The 16286-nt window shown below is 35.3% G+C and carries 17 protein-coding genes; 12 read left to right on the top strand and 5 right to left on the bottom strand.

The window, feature by feature from the left end:
- Positions 1–19: 19 nt before the first annotated feature.
- A complete protein-coding gene (locus AWM68_RS20410; protein ID WP_082820831.1) occupies positions 20–1315 on the bottom strand; it encodes a UDP-glucose dehydrogenase family protein in 1296 nt (431 codons plus the stop codon).
- A gap of 149 nt (positions 1316–1464) precedes the next feature.
- Here AWM68_RS20410 and AWM68_RS20405 point away from each other — a divergent pair, with 149 nt between their 5' ends.
- From AWM68_RS20405 to AWM68_RS20375, 7 genes are all read left to right on the top strand, one after another.
- Positions 1465–2454 carry a glycosyltransferase family 2 protein gene (locus AWM68_RS20405; RefSeq protein WP_066245960.1) on the top strand — a complete coding sequence of 330 codons (990 nt, stop codon included), beginning with the start codon at positions 1465–1467 and terminating at the stop codon, positions 2452–2454.
- A gap of 37 nt (positions 2455–2491) precedes the next feature.
- Positions 2492–3502: a UDP-glucose 4-epimerase GalE gene (galE, locus tag AWM68_RS20400; RefSeq protein WP_066245958.1), complete on the top strand. Its 1011-nt coding sequence runs from the start codon at positions 2492–2494 to the stop codon at positions 3500–3502.
- A 93-nt stretch (positions 3503–3595) separates the two neighbouring features.
- Positions 3596–4582, top strand: a complete 987-nt coding sequence (locus AWM68_RS20395; RefSeq protein WP_066245955.1) for a glycosyltransferase family 2 protein — start codon at positions 3596–3598, stop codon at positions 4580–4582.
- A gap of 87 nt (positions 4583–4669) precedes the next feature.
- Complete coding sequence (locus AWM68_RS20390) at positions 4670–5353, top strand: PIG-L deacetylase family protein (protein ID WP_066245953.1); 684 nt, start codon at positions 4670–4672, stop codon at positions 5351–5353.
- A gap of 32 nt (positions 5354–5385) precedes the next feature.
- The gene (locus AWM68_RS20385) at positions 5386–6003 is read left to right on the top strand and encodes a methyltransferase domain-containing protein (RefSeq protein ID WP_066245951.1); all 618 of its coding nucleotides are present in this window, start codon (positions 5386–5388) and stop codon (positions 6001–6003) included.
- Positions 6004–6129: 126 nt separating this feature from the next.
- Positions 6130–6930, top strand: a complete 801-nt coding sequence (locus AWM68_RS20380; protein WP_066245949.1) for a glycosyltransferase family 2 protein — start codon at positions 6130–6132, stop codon at positions 6928–6930.
- Positions 6931–6937: 7 nt separating this feature from the next.
- Positions 6938–7729, top strand: a complete 792-nt coding sequence (locus AWM68_RS20375) for a glycosyltransferase family 2 protein (protein WP_156488491.1) — start codon at positions 6938–6940, stop codon at positions 7727–7729.
- Between the two features lie 55 nt (positions 7730–7784).
- On the opposite strand, the gene AWM68_RS20370 is transcribed toward AWM68_RS20375, so the two are convergent.
- The 3 genes from AWM68_RS20370 to AWM68_RS20360 all read right to left on the bottom strand — a co-directional run bounded on the left by AWM68_RS20370 (position 7785) and on the right by AWM68_RS20360 (position 11037).
- Positions 7785–8783 (bottom strand): hypothetical protein, encoded by a 999-nt coding sequence (locus AWM68_RS20370; protein WP_066245944.1) that lies wholly within the window; start codon positions 8781–8783, stop codon positions 7785–7787.
- Positions 8780–9676 carry a hypothetical protein gene (locus AWM68_RS20365; protein WP_156488490.1) on the bottom strand — a complete coding sequence of 299 codons (897 nt, stop codon included), beginning with the start codon at positions 9674–9676 and terminating at the stop codon, positions 8780–8782. The genes AWM68_RS20370 and AWM68_RS20365 overlap by 4 nt, the downstream gene beginning before the upstream one ends.
- Positions 9677–10014: 338 nt before the next feature.
- Entirely contained in the window at positions 10015–11037 is a 1023-nt protein-coding gene (locus tag AWM68_RS20360) for a glucose-1-phosphate thymidylyltransferase (RefSeq protein WP_066245937.1), read from the bottom strand.
- Between the two features lie 206 nt (positions 11038–11243).
- On the opposite strand from AWM68_RS20360, the gene AWM68_RS20355 reads away from it, so the two are divergent.
- From AWM68_RS20355 to AWM68_RS20335, 5 genes are all read left to right on the top strand, one after another.
- Positions 11244–12044: a glycosyltransferase family 2 protein gene (locus tag AWM68_RS20355; protein WP_066245935.1), complete on the top strand. Its 801-nt coding sequence runs from the start codon at positions 11244–11246 to the stop codon at positions 12042–12044.
- 59 nt (positions 12045–12103) lie between these two features.
- Complete coding sequence (glf, locus tag AWM68_RS20350; RefSeq protein WP_066245933.1) at positions 12104–13234, top strand: UDP-galactopyranose mutase; 1131 nt, start codon at positions 12104–12106, stop codon at positions 13232–13234.
- 177 nt (positions 13235–13411) lie between these two features.
- Complete coding sequence (galE, locus tag AWM68_RS20345; RefSeq protein WP_066245930.1) at positions 13412–14398, top strand: UDP-glucose 4-epimerase GalE; 987 nt, start codon at positions 13412–13414, stop codon at positions 14396–14398.
- A 32-nt stretch (positions 14399–14430) separates the two neighbouring features.
- On the top strand, positions 14431–15135 hold the full coding sequence (locus AWM68_RS20340) for a glycosyltransferase (RefSeq protein WP_066245928.1): 705 nt from the start codon (positions 14431–14433) through the stop codon (positions 15133–15135).
- Between the two features lie 45 nt (positions 15136–15180).
- Positions 15181–15894: a glycosyltransferase gene (locus AWM68_RS20335; protein WP_066245926.1), complete on the top strand. Its 714-nt coding sequence runs from the start codon at positions 15181–15183 to the stop codon at positions 15892–15894.
- Positions 15895–15952: 58 nt separating this feature from the next.
- Here AWM68_RS20335 and AWM68_RS20330 read toward each other — a convergent pair whose 3' ends face one another.
- A complete protein-coding gene (locus AWM68_RS20330) occupies positions 15953–16204 on the bottom strand; it encodes a hypothetical protein (protein WP_066245923.1) in 252 nt (83 codons plus the stop codon).
- Positions 16205–16286 lie beyond the last annotated feature (82 nt).

Genomic DNA, 16286 nt, shown 5'->3' with positions numbered 1-16286 from the left:
TCTATTCCCTCCGTGAAAGTTAAAATTGTCGGTAGCCTATCCCATCATAATAAAAACCTAACTTTGTCATGTTACTTGCATTTAACATGTTTCTACCATCAAAGATGTAAGGGTTCCTCATTTTTTGTTTAACCTGTAACCAATCAAACGTTTCATATTCCGGCCAATCGGTACAAATTATGAGTGCATCTGTATTTTCCGGTAATGAGTGAATGGAATGAATCTGGGTTATTTTCTGTGAAAGAATTTTTGGGAGTTTTGCTACTGGATCATGAACAAAAATGTTTGCTGATTGTTTATATAATTCTTCAATAATTTTTAACGCAGGAGATTCCCGGATATCATCCGTATGAGGCTTGAATGACAAACCAAGTATTGCTATGTTTTTCCCCTTAATATCTTTTAATTTATTCTTAATCTTTTCGATGAAATAAAATGGTTGAGTGTTATTAATGCTATACGTTTTTTCTAATAATGATAGGTTAGTATTGTTTTGTTGTGCAGTTGAGAGTAATGCCAATACATCCTTAGGGAAGCACGAGCCCCCGTAACCAATTCCTGCTTGGAGAAAAGATGAACCAATTCTTGAATCTAAGCCAATTCCGAAAGCGACGTCCTTTACATCGACATTCACATTTTCACATAATCTAGCGATTTCATTTATAAAAGATATTTTAGTAGCTAAAAATGAATTTGCAGCATATTTAATCAGTTCTGCAGTCTGAGGTGTCGTGTGAACAAAAGTAGTCTTAAATTTAGAGTACAAATTTTTCATTTTATCTGTGGCTTTCTCGCTATGGCTTCCGATAACAATTCTTTCAGGGTTTAGAGAATCTGCTAAAGCTGTCCCTTCTTTTAAGAATTCGGGATTTGAAATTACGTCATATTGAATAGGGGATACCATAGAGTCATGTATCCATTTTGTTACTTTTTCAGCTGTTCCTACAGGGACAGTACTTTTATTCACTATAACTTTATAGTTATTTAAATAGTTTCCAATCATTGTTGCTGCTTGTTGTACATATTCTAGGTTTGCACTTCCATCATCATTTTGTGGTGTACCTACACAAATAAAGATAATTTCACTTTGTTGAACAGCTTGTTTTATGTTTTCAGTAAATCGAATATTTCCAGAATGTAAATGCTTAACGAGTAAATCTTTCAATCCGGGTTCATAAAAGTGCAAGTTTTTATTTTGCAAGGAAGCAATCTTTAATGGGTCTACATCGTATCCTATAACTTGGTGTCCGAGTTCACATAAGGTTAATGCGGTAGTTGTGCCGACATAGCCTGTTCCTATTATTAATATTTTCAATAAAGCACCTCCTCATTTAATGATGTACATAACAAGATATGAGGATGCTTGTAAACAGGAAACGGCAGCAGCCTAAAATACTGTTACCATTTTAAGGTTTTCAGCATATGAAATAATATGTCAGATCCTTAAAAGAAGAGGAGTAACATATGCTGGTATCTGTAATAATGCCTGTGTTTAATGGTGAATGTTATTTGAAGGAATCTATTAAAAGTGTGCTTCTTCAAACTTATAAAAACTTTGAACTAATCATTATTAATGATGGATCGATAGATGGAACAAAGAATATTTTGAGTACACTAGATGACCGAAGAATAAAGGTTATCCATTTGGAAGAAAACTGTGGGGCTGCACACGCGTTAAATACTGGCATAGGTGCAGCGCAGGGAGATTGGATTGCAATTCAGGATGCAGATGATATCAGTCTGCCGAATAAGCTAGAGGAGCAAGTGCGTTTTATTAAAGAACATCGAGATGTTAATGCTGCAGGTTCATTCATTGAATGTATTTCAGGTGAAACTGAAGTTCCTAAAAGGAGCCTACACATAGAATCAACTAGAAACCACCTTTCTTCTAAAGAGCATATATACGCTTACCGATATTATTTAAATCCTTTTTGTCATGGCTCTGTTATCTTTTCTAAATCTCTCTTTCATCAAGTGGGCGGCTATGATCCTCAATATAAAATATGTTATGACTATGATTTATGGTTAAGGATGCTTGAGAGAACTTTCATGCACAAGATCCCAAATGTGCTTTATCAATATCGTATTCATAATGATTCAATAAGCCGAAACAATAATCAGACGATTAATGAAGATTGGCTAGTCGCTACTAAACATATAAATATGAGTTTGCAAAAAAAGCCTGGAAGAGAGCCCAAATTGATTGTTTTTGGATTAAAGGAGGCATGCGAAGATTTTAAAAAGGTCAGTTCAATTAATAAATTAGAAGTAACAAGTTATTTCTATAAAGATTTTAATGAAAATGACATTATACAAATTTATCAAAACCTAGATGTAGATGGAGTAATTTTTTTAGAAGATATTAGATTAATACATGTGTTCAATAAATTGAAGGAAAAAGACTTCAAATTGAATTACAATTTGTTCAAAATATGGGCTGGATACTATCAATAAACGATTAAGAAAAACCAATTTACCAGGAGGCAATGAAATGGCTATTTTGGTTACAGGTGGAGCCGGTTTTATTGGCAGCCATACCTGTGTAGAACTTTTATATAACGATTATGACCTTGTAGTGTTAGATAAATTGTCTAATAGTAAGTTAGATACCGTACACCGCATAAAGGAAATCACAGGCAAGGATTTTATCTTTGAGCAAATCGATCTTATAGAAAAAAAGAAATTAGAAAGGATTTTTACCGAGCAGAAGATTGATGCAGTCGTCCATCTTGCCGGATTAAAAGCAGTTGGGGAATCGGTGTGGATGCCGTTAAAATATTATCGAAACAATGTTTCAGGAACGATTATACTTTGCGAAGTGATGCAGAAGTACGGTGTAAAGAAATTGGTTGTGAGCTCATCTGCAACAGTCTATGGCACGGCCGAGAAAATGCCAATTTCAGAAGACACTCCGCTTGGCGTAACCAATCCGTATGGCCGGACAAAGCTGATGGTTGAAGAGGTATTAAGGGACCTTTATGTCTCAGACAAATCGTGGAGCATTGCCCTGTTGCGTTATTTCAATCCGGTTGGAGCCCATGAAAGCGGCCTGATTGGTGAGAATCCCAATGGAATACCCTCCAACTTAGCGCCGTATATTACACAAGTTGCTATTGGGAAATTAAAGGAAGTTAACATCTATGGCAATGATTATCCTACAAAAGACGGTACTGGAGTCAGGGATTATATCCATATTACTGACCTGGCAAAAGGGCACTTGAAGGCGCTTGCTAAAGTAATCGGAAGCAGTGGGATAGAAGCATATAACCTAGGGACAGGAAAAGGGTACAGTGTGCTGGAAATGATTAAAGCCTTCGAAAGAGCATCAGGACAAAAGATTCCATACAACATTGTGAATCGCAGACCAGGAGACATCGCTGTCAGCTATGCGGATCCAACAAAGGCTAAGAGGGAACTTGGATGGGAAGCTGAAAAAGATCTCAATGAAATGTGCCGAGATGCCTGGAAGTGGCAGTGGAACAAAATAAATGATTTGTACTAAACAAGTCGCTGTTTACTGAGATGTAAATAGCGACTTTAAAATTTGTGGCGGGATTAGTCTTTGAAAATATAATAATCAAAAAGGGGAGTATGAATGTTAATTTCTGTTGTAATGGCTGTTTACAATGCTGAATGCTATGTAGAAGAAGCAATAAATAGTATCTTAAACCAAACGTATAAAAACCTGGAGCTAATCATTGTAAATGATGGATCTACAGACCGATCATACGAAATTCTGGAGTCCATTAAAGATGAAAGGGTAAAAATTATACATCAAGAAAAAAACCAAGGTGCTGCCTATTGTTTGAATGTAGGTGTAAAACATGCTAGCAGCAGCTGGATAGCTATTCAAGATGCTGATGATCTCAGTATGCCAAATCGTATTGAAGAACAGGTAAAGTATGTAATGAAGCATCCTGAAATAGCATCAGTTGGGACATTTATAAAATGTATACATGGAAAAGAGGAAATCTCACAAGACATTTTAGAATGGGAAGCTGAAGGACATTGTGCCTCCACTGATTATTTATTTGAGAATCGTTTTTGTGCCAATTATATCTGTCACGGTTCCTCTATGTTTTCAAGAGCAGTTTTTGAAAGAATTGGCGGTTATAATCCTGAGTATAAGATTGCCTATGATTATGACCTTTGGATGCGTATGATGGAAATTTTACCGATTCATAAACTACCTAAAGTGCTTTATCAGTATCGCATTTATTTTGATTCACTTAGCCGAGTAAACCGGCAGGACACAGTAGATGAAGTGTGGTTGATTTCTAGTAAGGGCATCGAAAAAAAATTAACTCTTACATTAAATCGAAAGCCGAATTTTGCACTGATAGGCGATCGGAAAACGTGTAAGGATTTTATAAACATTGTTTGCAAAGAAAGCGGTCTCTCAATCTATGATTATTATTATAAAAATAAAAGAAGTTTAAGTTCTAAAATTGATCATCTATATTCTTCCGGCAAGATAGACGCTGTGATATTTCTAGACAGCACTAGATTATTAGGAAATTATGAACAGTTAGTGCAGCAGGGCTTTATCTATAATGAACAGCTGTTCAAGATAATGGTTTAACTTCAGAGTTTCGTGCCTATACATTCCCGTAATTGCTGAATAGATTAAAACTAACTGTAACGTAAAAATAGGTTTCGGGGGTGTACGATGCTTAACAATGGAAATGAACGAATATTAATTATAGCGCCGCACTCCGATGACGAAGTGTTGGGTTGTGGAGGTTTAATTGAGAAGGCTAGCAGCTTAGGAAATCAAGTTAAAGTGGTCATTGCGGCGTTAGGTGAGACGATATTCCGGCATTCAGGCAAGAAAGTAACAGCCGATATCAGAAAAAGTGAATTGGCAGATGCACTAGCATATTTGGGTTGCATTGATTTTGAAGTCATATATGAAGATAAAGAAGCAATCTTGGATACCATTCCACAAAAAGAAATAGTTTCTAAAATAGATGAGATATTAATGAGTTTTAAGCCTTCCATGGTTTTTATTCCATATCCAAGTTTTCATCAAGATCATAAAGCGCTTTTTAACGCTTGTTTGGCTAGCTTACGACCGCAGCCGAATCATCATTACAAGCTGATTGCCATGTATGAGTATCCATTAATTGTCTGGCAGTATCCACAGATTAACAATGCCGGTGAGCTTTTCTTGGATCTTGGTGAAAAAGTAGATATGAAGGTAGAAGCAATGAAGAGGCACGTTTCTCAAATTCGGGATCCGCAGCATCTGATCTCACCAGAGAATGTGAAGAGGTGGGCTGAAAAACGCGGGATGGAAAACGGCTGTCAATATGCAGAAAAATACTATATTTTGCGAGCGCAGCTTTTTTAAAAGTCTGCTTGTCAAAAGAGGAGGAAGTCATATTGAATAACCATTCGATAAGGCCCAAAAGCAGAAATTTTGGTTTTGACCGGGGAAAACCAATTGACAGGTATTACATTGAACAATTCTTAGAAAATAACCGCTCAGAGATAAAAGGTCATGTATTAGAAATAGGAGATAATTATTACACGAGGACGTATGGATCAGCTGTCACTAACAGCGACGTGTTGAACTTGATTCCATCGCCAGATGCAACGATTTTGGGAAATCTTGCAACAGGTGAGAATATCCCTGAAGACGTTTTTGATTGTATTATTCTGACACAGGTCATTCATGTTATCTATGATATAAAAGCAGCGCTAAAAAACACATTAAAAGCTTTAAAGCCAGGCGGGACACTGTTGTTAACCACAACAGGTTTAAGCCAGAGCTGCCGAACTGATTTTCATGGAGACTATTGGAGATTTACAGATACTTCATTAAAAATGATGCTGAGTGAACTGGTGGATGAAGAAAAAATAGAAGTAGAAGTGTTTGGGAATGTTGGGGTGGCGAAAGCATTTCTCGATGGTTTGGCCGTCCATGAGATTCCAGAAGCGATTTTAGGAATAAAAGATGACCATTACCAGATCATTCTAACCGGAGTAGTAAGGAAATAATACTAAAAGAGCAAGTTCTGACTTGCTCTTTTTTGTGCATATCTAAGCGTTCGTACAATCTAAATTTGATTTTATGCATATAAATTAGTAAGGATTATTTTGACGTATGCAGGAGGTGTTTAATAGTTGAGGAAAGAAGTGACGATTTTAATACCTTCTTATAATTCAGGGAACTATTTGAGAGAAGCTATTGAAAGTGTATTTAACCAAACATACCCATATTGGAAAATGATTATAGTTGATGATTCATCAACCGACCACAGCTTGTTTCATGCTGCAGACCTATTACAAGACCCGAGGATCACACTCATTAAGAATGAAAAAAATGGGGGCCAATCTATAGCTCAAAATATTGGACTTCAAAACATAACGACTGAATTTTTTCTGCAATTAGACAGCGATGACTGGCTTCCTGAAAATACAGTTGAGTTATTAATGGATACAGCAGAAAGTGTGCCAGAAGATGTTGCATTAATTATCGGCGACGTTGTTGAGGTAACGGAAATGAGAAGCAGAAAAAGATACCGATTTGTTTCAAATAAATGGAGTAATATTCATCAGGACAAATATGAACTCTTGGGGGCAAACTATATTCCCTGGCCAAAATTTTACCGGACATCTTCTGTAAAAAAGATGGGCGGATGGGCAGTCAATGACCCATTTGAGGGCAGGCATGCAGAGGATCTACGTATGTTTCTCAGACTGATAGAAGAATACCGTTTTTATTATATACCTGAGACAATTCTTTACTATAGAATTCATAGTAGCAATTCTACACATCAAAAAGATGTATATAAAGAGGCTGTAGAGTGGATTGTTCGAGATGCTCTTAAGCGTTGGGGAAACGAATACGAACCCGTTTTTAAGACGATAAGAGGAGGCTGGAGAGTCATAAAAAAATTAATTCCGATTGAAAGGGAGGAATAGAGAAAAAGTGGATGAAAAGGTAACGGTGTTAATGCCTTCATATAACCCCGGAAAGTATTTACGAAACGCCGTAGAAAGTGTGTTTAACCAGTCGTATCAGGATTGGAAGATGATAATTGTAGACGATGCTTCGACTGATGACAGTTTATTAACGATACAAGACTATCTTTCAGATTCCCGGCTAACCCTAATAAGAAATAAGAAGAATCTAGGCCAGTCCAAAACCCAAAACATAGGCTTAGCTCATATTGAAACTGAGTTTACGATTATGCTGGACAGTGATGACTGGTTCTTTCCGGATACACTTGAAATTCTTATAAATGAAGCTAACAAAGTTTCAGAAGATGTTGGACTGATCTGCGGAAAGAAAACAATCGTAATGGAAGATGATTATGGTGAGGTATTATATAAATTACTCGATATAAAGGGAAGTTCTTATGACGACCCTTATGAGTTTTTGCTTGCAAACTTTATTCCCTATCCTCGATTTTATAGGACAGCTGCTCTTAAAAGGGTTGGAGGCTGGCCGACGGATGACCCATATGAAGGTCGTTATCTTGAAGACCGACGAATGGATGTTCTTTTAATCGAGTATTATAAAATTCATTGGATCGACGAAATGCTCTATAACTACCGGAAACATATCAATAATGTTACCGTAAATAAGAAAGATCTGTTAAACGAAATGATTAAGTGGAACATTCATTATGCGTTAAAAAAGTGGGGAGATAAGTTCGAGCCACAATTTAGATTGAATAAAACAGGCTGGGTGGAATTAACTTCTCTTACACCAAAATAACAAAAACAAAAAAGGTTTTCTCAAATCGAAAAGAAATGAGAAAACCTTTTTTCTATTATTTATACTTTTTAAAGGTACGCCGGTTTTCGCTGAATGGGTTTATCAGCTCTTTTTGTGCTAAAGGACTATTTCGGTAAATGGAGCGTACTTTATCAGGTATCCATTGTCCATTATCGAAGCTGTGATAACTCCAGCTTGTGTTTACTAATTCCTGATGGCCATTCTCGTTAATTAATCTTTTATATTCATCGATAATGCTCATAACATGAACAGTCGTTTCGTTGTTTATTAAATATAATGTGTCCTTGATATAATTCAAGGCGGAAAAGTGGAAAAACCGGAATGAAGTACCGTTAACGCTATAACCGCTGTTTGATCTCGTGAAGTTCCTTTCAAACACATTCCAATAAGCAATATTGTAGCCAGGATGATTCAGTGTGAACACCTTATCAAAAAATATAGGAACAAGATCAAACCATTTTTGTTCAATGAATAGGCCTTGGACAGGATTTTGATAACAATGCTGTTCCAAGCGCTCGCACAACCAATCCAGAAAATCTTGGGACTCTTTAGAACGTTTGAGAGCAAAGAAACCTGTATTGTAGATACCCGAATTCAATAGCGCAAATTCCCCAAATAGAAAGTTAGGATCGTAAGTGGGATTTAAAAGATGTGGAGTTAATACGATTGAGTGTGACCTAAAAGCTTCCATCACTTCTGTAAAAGGACCAAAAACCTGTGTATCGGCATCCAAGTAGACAACATGGCTTTCACTAGGATAATTGTTAAAAACATATTGACATAGTTGACCTTTTGATGCACCTGCCGCTTCATATTGGCTGTACTTAAAGATGATCTGCTCATAGTTAGCGAATCCCATATCTTTTGCCAATACGATTTCATCAAAGATTTCCAATCCTTCCTTTATATCTGGAAGCTCTTTTTCAACTAAGCAGACGACTATCTTAGAGCCAGGCATATGTTCATTAATAGATTTGGCCAATACCTTGGCCAACGCAAGGTGATTCGCGCAAACAGAAGTACAAAATATCAACGGTATCTCACCCTCGTTTTATTTTTTTTGTTTAATTTCCTAATTTCTTTATTGGATAGTAAATAGGGATTTATTGTTTTAGTTCTTAATTTAGGATTATTTTTAAATGCTTCTCTTGAGTTATCTTCAATCTTAAGTCCATCATCAAAAAAGCTATAGCTCCATTCATAATGGGTAGGATATTGCTCCTGATATTTCTCCCATAAAGAAAGATATTCCAGGACAATTGGAGTTACTAACGGATTATCCGGAGGAAGATGATCTCGAAGATAGTGAATATTTGAAAAGTGAAAAAAGCGAAAAGGAACGCCGTTCGCAGCATAACCTTCTTGATTTATTGTAATGTACCGCTGTTTAATATTCCAAAAAGCCACATTATAACCGTCGTGCTTCAGGATATAGATATCATCAAACAAAACAAGTGCAGCAGTAAGCCATCTCTGATCGGTAAACAGTCCCATTTCCGCATCAAAAAATGCATGGTGTTCAAGCCTGACTGTCCACCAAGTTAAAAACTTTTCAGTTTCCGTTGACCGTTTCAACCCAATAAAACCGCCATTGATGATTCCAACTCTCAGGTATAAGATTTCAGCATTTTCTCCCCAGATTGTATGCGTATCTTCAGGTGGGGCATTTAGGTGGGGAGTAAAGACAATGGAATGCGTCTTAAATGCGGAAAGGACTTCATCAAAACTGTAAAATACTTGTGTGTCTGAATCAATGTAACAAACGAATTTCTCATCGCTGTATTTCTGGTAAACATACCTTAGAAGTTGTCCTTTACAAGCACAGGCAGTTTCGTATTGCGTATATTTAAAAATCATCATTTCAAAATTAGCAAAACCCATATCTTTAGCCAGAACGACTTCGTCAAAGTCTGGATCATTTTTCAAATTCGAAGGCATCGTTTTCTCTATCAAACACATTACCAATCTGCTATTAGGCATATGTTTTTTTAGGGAATTTGCTAATACCTTTGCTTTTCCAAGATGATTCAAACAGACTGATGTACAAAATATCATAATTTACACCTTTTCTTTTAAGAACATATATCTTAAAGTATGATAATTTCCTTGATGATGTTACAAAAATAGGTAACTCAAGGTTATAAGCTGCATACAGGAACTTAATTAAAGTAACTAATGACAACATTTAGAAATACGTCAGTACCCGATAAAGGTATTAGCGTATTGATTCTCCATTTAAGGTTCAAGTGGAACAGTTTTTTATATTAGCTTAAAATGATTTTTGTTTTGTCCCCCAAAACACAGCTTGCTAGATTGCCTTTTAATCCTTCAATATATGTTTCTCTTCCGAATATGGCATCTTTAAAAGTGCAAGAACAATCTTTAATAACCGTTTCTTCGAGAAGAATACTATTTTGTATTTTACAATTCTCTATAAAAGAGCCTGTACCAATGGTTACATATGGACCGATTGTTGAATTGGTCACAGTACAGCCTGGCCCAATAACAACCGGTGGTATAATAGTAGAATTTTGTATTTTTACATCATTTTTATTTTTCAATTCAGATGAAGCATTTATCTCGCTTAATACCCAATGGTTAGCAATCAGCCATCTTTCCGTCGTGCCAACATCAGTATAAGGCTTGTTGGTAATCGTATATGAGATTGTTTGTCCATTATCAATTAACCATTGAATAGCATCAGTAATTTCAAGTTCTCCCCGTGCGGAAGGAGTTATTTGGCTAATTGCTTTAAAAATAGAAGGGCGAAAAGCGTATGCTCCAATCACTGCCAGGTTAGACTTTGGAAACGATGGTTTTTCTTCTAATTTAATAATTTCTTCATTTCTGATTTCTGCAATTCCAAAATCCTTTGGAGAATCAACCTTTGCTAACATGATAGAGCTGCTGATTTCTGGATTTTCTAAATGATTTTTAAGAGAAATAAGGGGCTCTTTAATCAAGTTATCACCTAATAAGAGTATAAATGGCTCATTATTTATATATTCTTCTGCCTGTTTTAATGCATGAGCAATTCCTTTTGCTTCATGCTGAAAGATAAACGTTATTTTAACCGACTGATCAAATCTGGAATGGATATAATTAATAATTTCGTGCTGTAATGAGTTAATCACTATTCCAATTTCTTTAACATTGGCCTTTTTTAAGTTTTCAATACAATATTCCAAAACGGGTTTATTTGCTATAGGGAGCATTGTTTTTGGCTGCGTAAATGAAAAGGGCTGTAATCTGCTTCCTCTTCCTGCTGCTAAGATAATTCCTTTCAAAAAACTTCCACCACCATAATACGAATTAACTACTTTTAAAAGTATATATATATAGTATGAATTCATGTTGGCATTGTGACTTACAAAACAAAAATGAGCAGATAACATATAGAACTATTAGATTATATGACTCTACCCTTTAACGGAGTTCTGATGACCAAGTAACGAAGGGGGAGAATGAAAACTGAAATGGAAAGGAGAAAAATGTGAAGAAACCTGATGTTACTGTTTTAATTCCTTCCTATAACCCAGGTCGGTTTCTTAAAGATGCAATCGAGAGTGTATTTAAACAGACCTATAAGGAATGGCAAATTGTTTTGGTAGATGATCATTCGACGGATAATAGTCTATTAATCATTGAGGAATTTTTAAAAGATTCCCGTGTGACTCTTTTAAAAAACCACAGTAATCTAGGCCAGTCCAAAACACAAAATAGAGGATTAGCCACTATTCATACACCGTATATTTTAAAATTGGATGCAGATGACTGGCTATTTCCGAATACAATAGAAAAAATGAGAAAAGAAATAGATCAAGTTTCTGAAAATGTTGCCCTGATTTGGGGAAATAAGACCGATGTATATCAGGATAGAGATGGAAACATGTTACTTGAGGTACCGCGAATAGGGGGCCGTTCCTATAATGACCGATATGAATTTATGTTATCAAATGATGTTCCCTTCCCTAGATTTTATCGTACGACTGCGTTGAAAAGCGTAGGTGGATGGCCAACTGATGACCCTTGGGAAGGCAGGCACATGGAGGATAGAAGAATAGATTATTTACTGATCGAACATTTTGAAATACATTGGATGAATGAAATGCTTTACAATTATCGGCAGCATCCGAATAATGCTACCAAAAAAATTGCTCTTTATAATGAAGTGTTTGAATGGCTTGTACAGTATACTTTAAAAAAATGGGGAGATAAGTATGAACCCATTTTTAAGACCTATTGCGGATGGAGGCAAATCGCACAACTGCAGCCAAAGAAAAAAGGGGTGTGACTAGGTGTCACATCCTTCTTTGCCATCGAGAAAACGTTAAGAAAAAGCGGGTGAGGAAAATGAAGTTTGATTGGTTAATAGTAGGTGCTGGCTTTACAGGATGTATCATAGCGGAGCGTATAGCTTCACAGCTTGGAGAGAATGTGTTAATTGTGGAAAGCCGGGATCATATCGGAGGAAATGCGTACGATTACTTTGATGAGAACGGAATATTAGTTCATAAATATGGCCCGCATCTATTTCATACGAATTCTAAAAAAGTATGGGAATATCTTTCAAAATTTACAGATTGGACTCCTTATTATCACAGAGTGCTTGCTGTTGTAGAAGGAAAAAAAGTACCGGTCCCATTCAACTTAAACTCTATTCAAGCCTTATTTCCTATAAGTATCTCACATAGATTAGAAGAATTATTGTATGAAAATTATAGCTTTGGTGATAAAATTCCAGTATTTAAAATGATTGAACATGAAAATCAAGAACTTAGTTTTTTAGGTAACTACATTTATCGAAATGTATTTCTAGGCTACACGGTTAAGCAATGGGATCTGAAGCCGGAAGAGCTTGATGCCTCGGTTACTGGTCGTGTTCCTTTTTCTTTTAGCAGAGATGATCGATATTTTAAGGATAAGTATCAAGCACTGCCTAAACACGGCTACACAAACATGTTTAAAAGGATCTTAAAACACCAAAGAATTAAGGTATTATTAAATACTGATTATAAAGAAGTTTCTAATGAAATTGATTATAAACGAATGGTATACACCGGACCGATCGATTCCTTTTTTGATTATAAGCATGGTGCTTTGCCTTACAGAAGCTTAAAATTTGACTTTCAATATCATGAAAAAGACGATTTTCAGGAAGCAGGACAAGTCAACTATCCAAATGAATTCGATTTTACCCGTATTACGGAATATAAAAAGCTAACAGGACAATATGCAAAGGGCACTACTATTTCTATTGAATATCCGAAAGCTTATAAAGCGGGTGTCAATGAGCCTTATTATCCAATACTTCGAAAAGAGAATAATGAAAAATATACATTATACCATCAAGAAACACAGCAATTAAAAAATCAAGTAATTTTTGCAGGCAGATTGGCAGAATACAAATACTTTAATATGGACCAAGTTGCAGCTAGAGCTTTACATCTATTCGAAACCGAAATTAAACCTAGTAACCCGTAGCATTTTTCTCCTTTTAGAATTTTATAAGTTTGGTCTATTTGATTCCTTCCCTATTTTAAAATGGAAGGTTTTTTGTTTTCATTCATATTTCCTCAAGGTATTCAATAAATCTAAAGATAGGTGTATAGAGAATGTAGTTGATAGGGTTGATCATAAATTGTGGGGTGTGATTTAAGTATGATTTTAGTCACTGGTGGAGCTGGATATATTGGGAGTCATGTAGTTAAAGAGTTAATTAACAAGGGTTATGAAGTTGTCGTTTTAGATAATTTGATTGAGGGTCATATAGAGGCGGTTCAAGTAAAAGCAAAATTTATTAAAGGTGACATTCGGAATGATCGGGATATAGATTCCGTTTTCTCACAATACCCTATATCTGCCGTCATCCATTTTGCCGCATATTGTTATGTAGGTGAATCAGTAAAGGATCCTGCCATCTATTATGAAAACAATGTTCAAGGAACTCTAAATTTATTAAAAGTAATGAACAAACATCAAGTAAGAAACATTGTATTTTCATCTTCATGTGCAGTATATGGAATAACGAATTCCTTGATTAATGAAAATCTAGAAACAAAACCAATAAATCCATATGGATGGTCAAAGTTAATGTGCGAACAATTAATTAGAGACTTTCATTATGCATATAAGTTGAACTATGTAATATTACGTTACTTTAATGTAGCAGGTGCTGATATTTATGGCGAACTGGGTGAAGACCACGATCCAGAAACACATTTAATTCCAAGTATTCTAAAGCATCTTGCCGGAAAAAAGAAAAAAATTCAAGTGTATGGAAACGATTATGGAACTAAAGACGGGACGTGCATCAGGGATTATATACACGTAACAGATCTGGCAAATGCTCATGTCAGAGCGCTAGAGCATATGATAAAAAATAACAGTACGCACAAAATTTATAATGTTGGAAATGAAAAAGGCTACTCGGTCAAAGAGATTATACAGATGTGTGAGAACGTTACAAATAAAAAAGCAAAAGTGGAATACGTAAAAAGGAGAGAGGGAGATCCACCAGCATTAATCGCAAGTTCTTTGCGAATTAAGAATGAATTAAACTGGGAAGCGAAATACAATCTTAAACAGATGATTGAAACGGCATGGAAATGGTTTTCAGCCCATCCAAATGGATACGCAAAAAAGTGAAATATGACTATAGAATAAGAAGGGAGCCGTTTATGGTTTCAGTAATTACCTGTACCATCAGAGATCATTGTATGGATAACATATTTCAAAATTACAATAATCAAACCTTCGAACCTAAGGAATTGATTATAATTTTAAATCATGATGGAATGGACATTAAAAAATGGAAAGAAAAAGCATTAGAATATAAAAATATATCAGTTTATCAATTACCTCAGAATTCTAGTTTAGGAGCTTGTATTAACTTTGCAGTTGAAAAGGCAAGGTTTGATCTTGTTGCAAATTTTGAAGATGATGATTATTACAGTTCATCTTATTTAGAGAAATCAGTTCAGAATCTTAGAAAGCTAGATGTAGATGTTATAGGAAAAACTTCCGTATATATTTATTTGAAAAACAGACAAATCTTAGCTGTTTTTAACCCGGATAACGAAAACCAATTTGTTAATGATCAAAAGAGTTTTGCCAAGCAGTATTTGCAAGGGGGAACTTTAGTTTTTAAAAAGATCGTCCATGAAAAAGTAAAATTTGCAGACCAAATAAAAGAACTTGACCGTGTTTTTACTATGGATTGTGTTAAAAGTGGATTTAAAGTATATTCCTCTTCAAAGGATGATTTTGTGTATATACGAAATGATGACGAAGGTCAGCATACTTGGAAAGTTCCGGTTGATGTTATTATCAGTGTAAGCAAAATAATTGCGAATACTAAGAATTTCAAAGACTATATTGAATAGCCTTGTTGTATAAAGCAGCTTTCTGGCACAAGGGAGGAAATAGTCATGATTTCTATCATAACATGCACAATACGACAAGATAGTCTTGAAAATATATTGCAAAACTTTAACAGACAAATTTGGGAAGATAAAGAATTAATCATTATTTTAAATAAAGATCATTTGGATATTGAAAAATGGAAAAAAGAAACGGAATCATACCCAAACATTTCGGTTTATCAATTACCTGAATCCGCTTCTCTTGGAGAATGCCTTAATTTTGGGGTGAAGAAAGCGAGATACTCATATGTTGCTAAGTTCGATGATGATGATTACTATTCTCCTTATTACTTAAAACATAGCATGAAGGCATTTGAAATAACGAATGCTTCTGTTGTAGGAAAAACGACTATTTATATGTACTTTAAAAAGCAAAAGCTATTGACGGAGTTTAACCCTAATCGATTTGGTGGAAAGCTTGCGGATAACGAGGGCAAATATAATAATAACTTATTGATGGGTGGAACATTAATTATAAAAAAAAGTGTATTTAACACTGTGCAGTTTCCGAACACAAACATTGCAGAAGATGCTGCTTTCTGTAAAGCGTGCATTCAAAATGGCTTTAAAATCTATTCTTCAGCCAAAGAAAACTATGTTTACTTAAGAAGCGGAGAACCGAATGAGCATACTTGGAAAGTCAGAAATGATACCCTGCTAAAACTATGTAAAGAGATTGCAATTACGGATCAATTTGAAAAGCTGATTACAAAAGAATAGCAGCACAAAAAAAGAAATCAGGAATGTTCCTGATTTCTTTTTGCAGATTGGAATTCTATTAAGTTAGAACTTGAATAGCTGCAATTTTTTCACAGTCAATGATTAATGGATAACCGTCTAAGATAAATGTAGCACAGCAAGTATCAGAGTCTAAGCATGCGAAAGTAAGTTCTCCATCTAGAAAATCATCTCCACCTTTTAAGATGATGTTAACTAAAGATCCTGGTGATAATCTTCTTAGTACATCACACACGCAACCTGTACATTGGCTGTTTTGGCGACCGCAGCTATTGTTATGAAATAAACTCATTTATGTTCCTCCTTTTTATAACCTTCCTGAAATTTCAGGGATAATATAATATATTTAACTGGACGGACTTTTGTATGGTTTT

The organism is Fictibacillus phosphorivorans, assembly GCF_001619875.1.
GTDB classification, from domain to species: domain Bacteria; phylum Bacillota; class Bacilli; order Bacillales; family Fictibacillaceae; genus Fictibacillus; species Fictibacillus phosphorivorans_B.
Note: the sequence above shows the minus strand (reverse complement) of the source record. Positions and strands in the feature narration are given on the sequence as shown.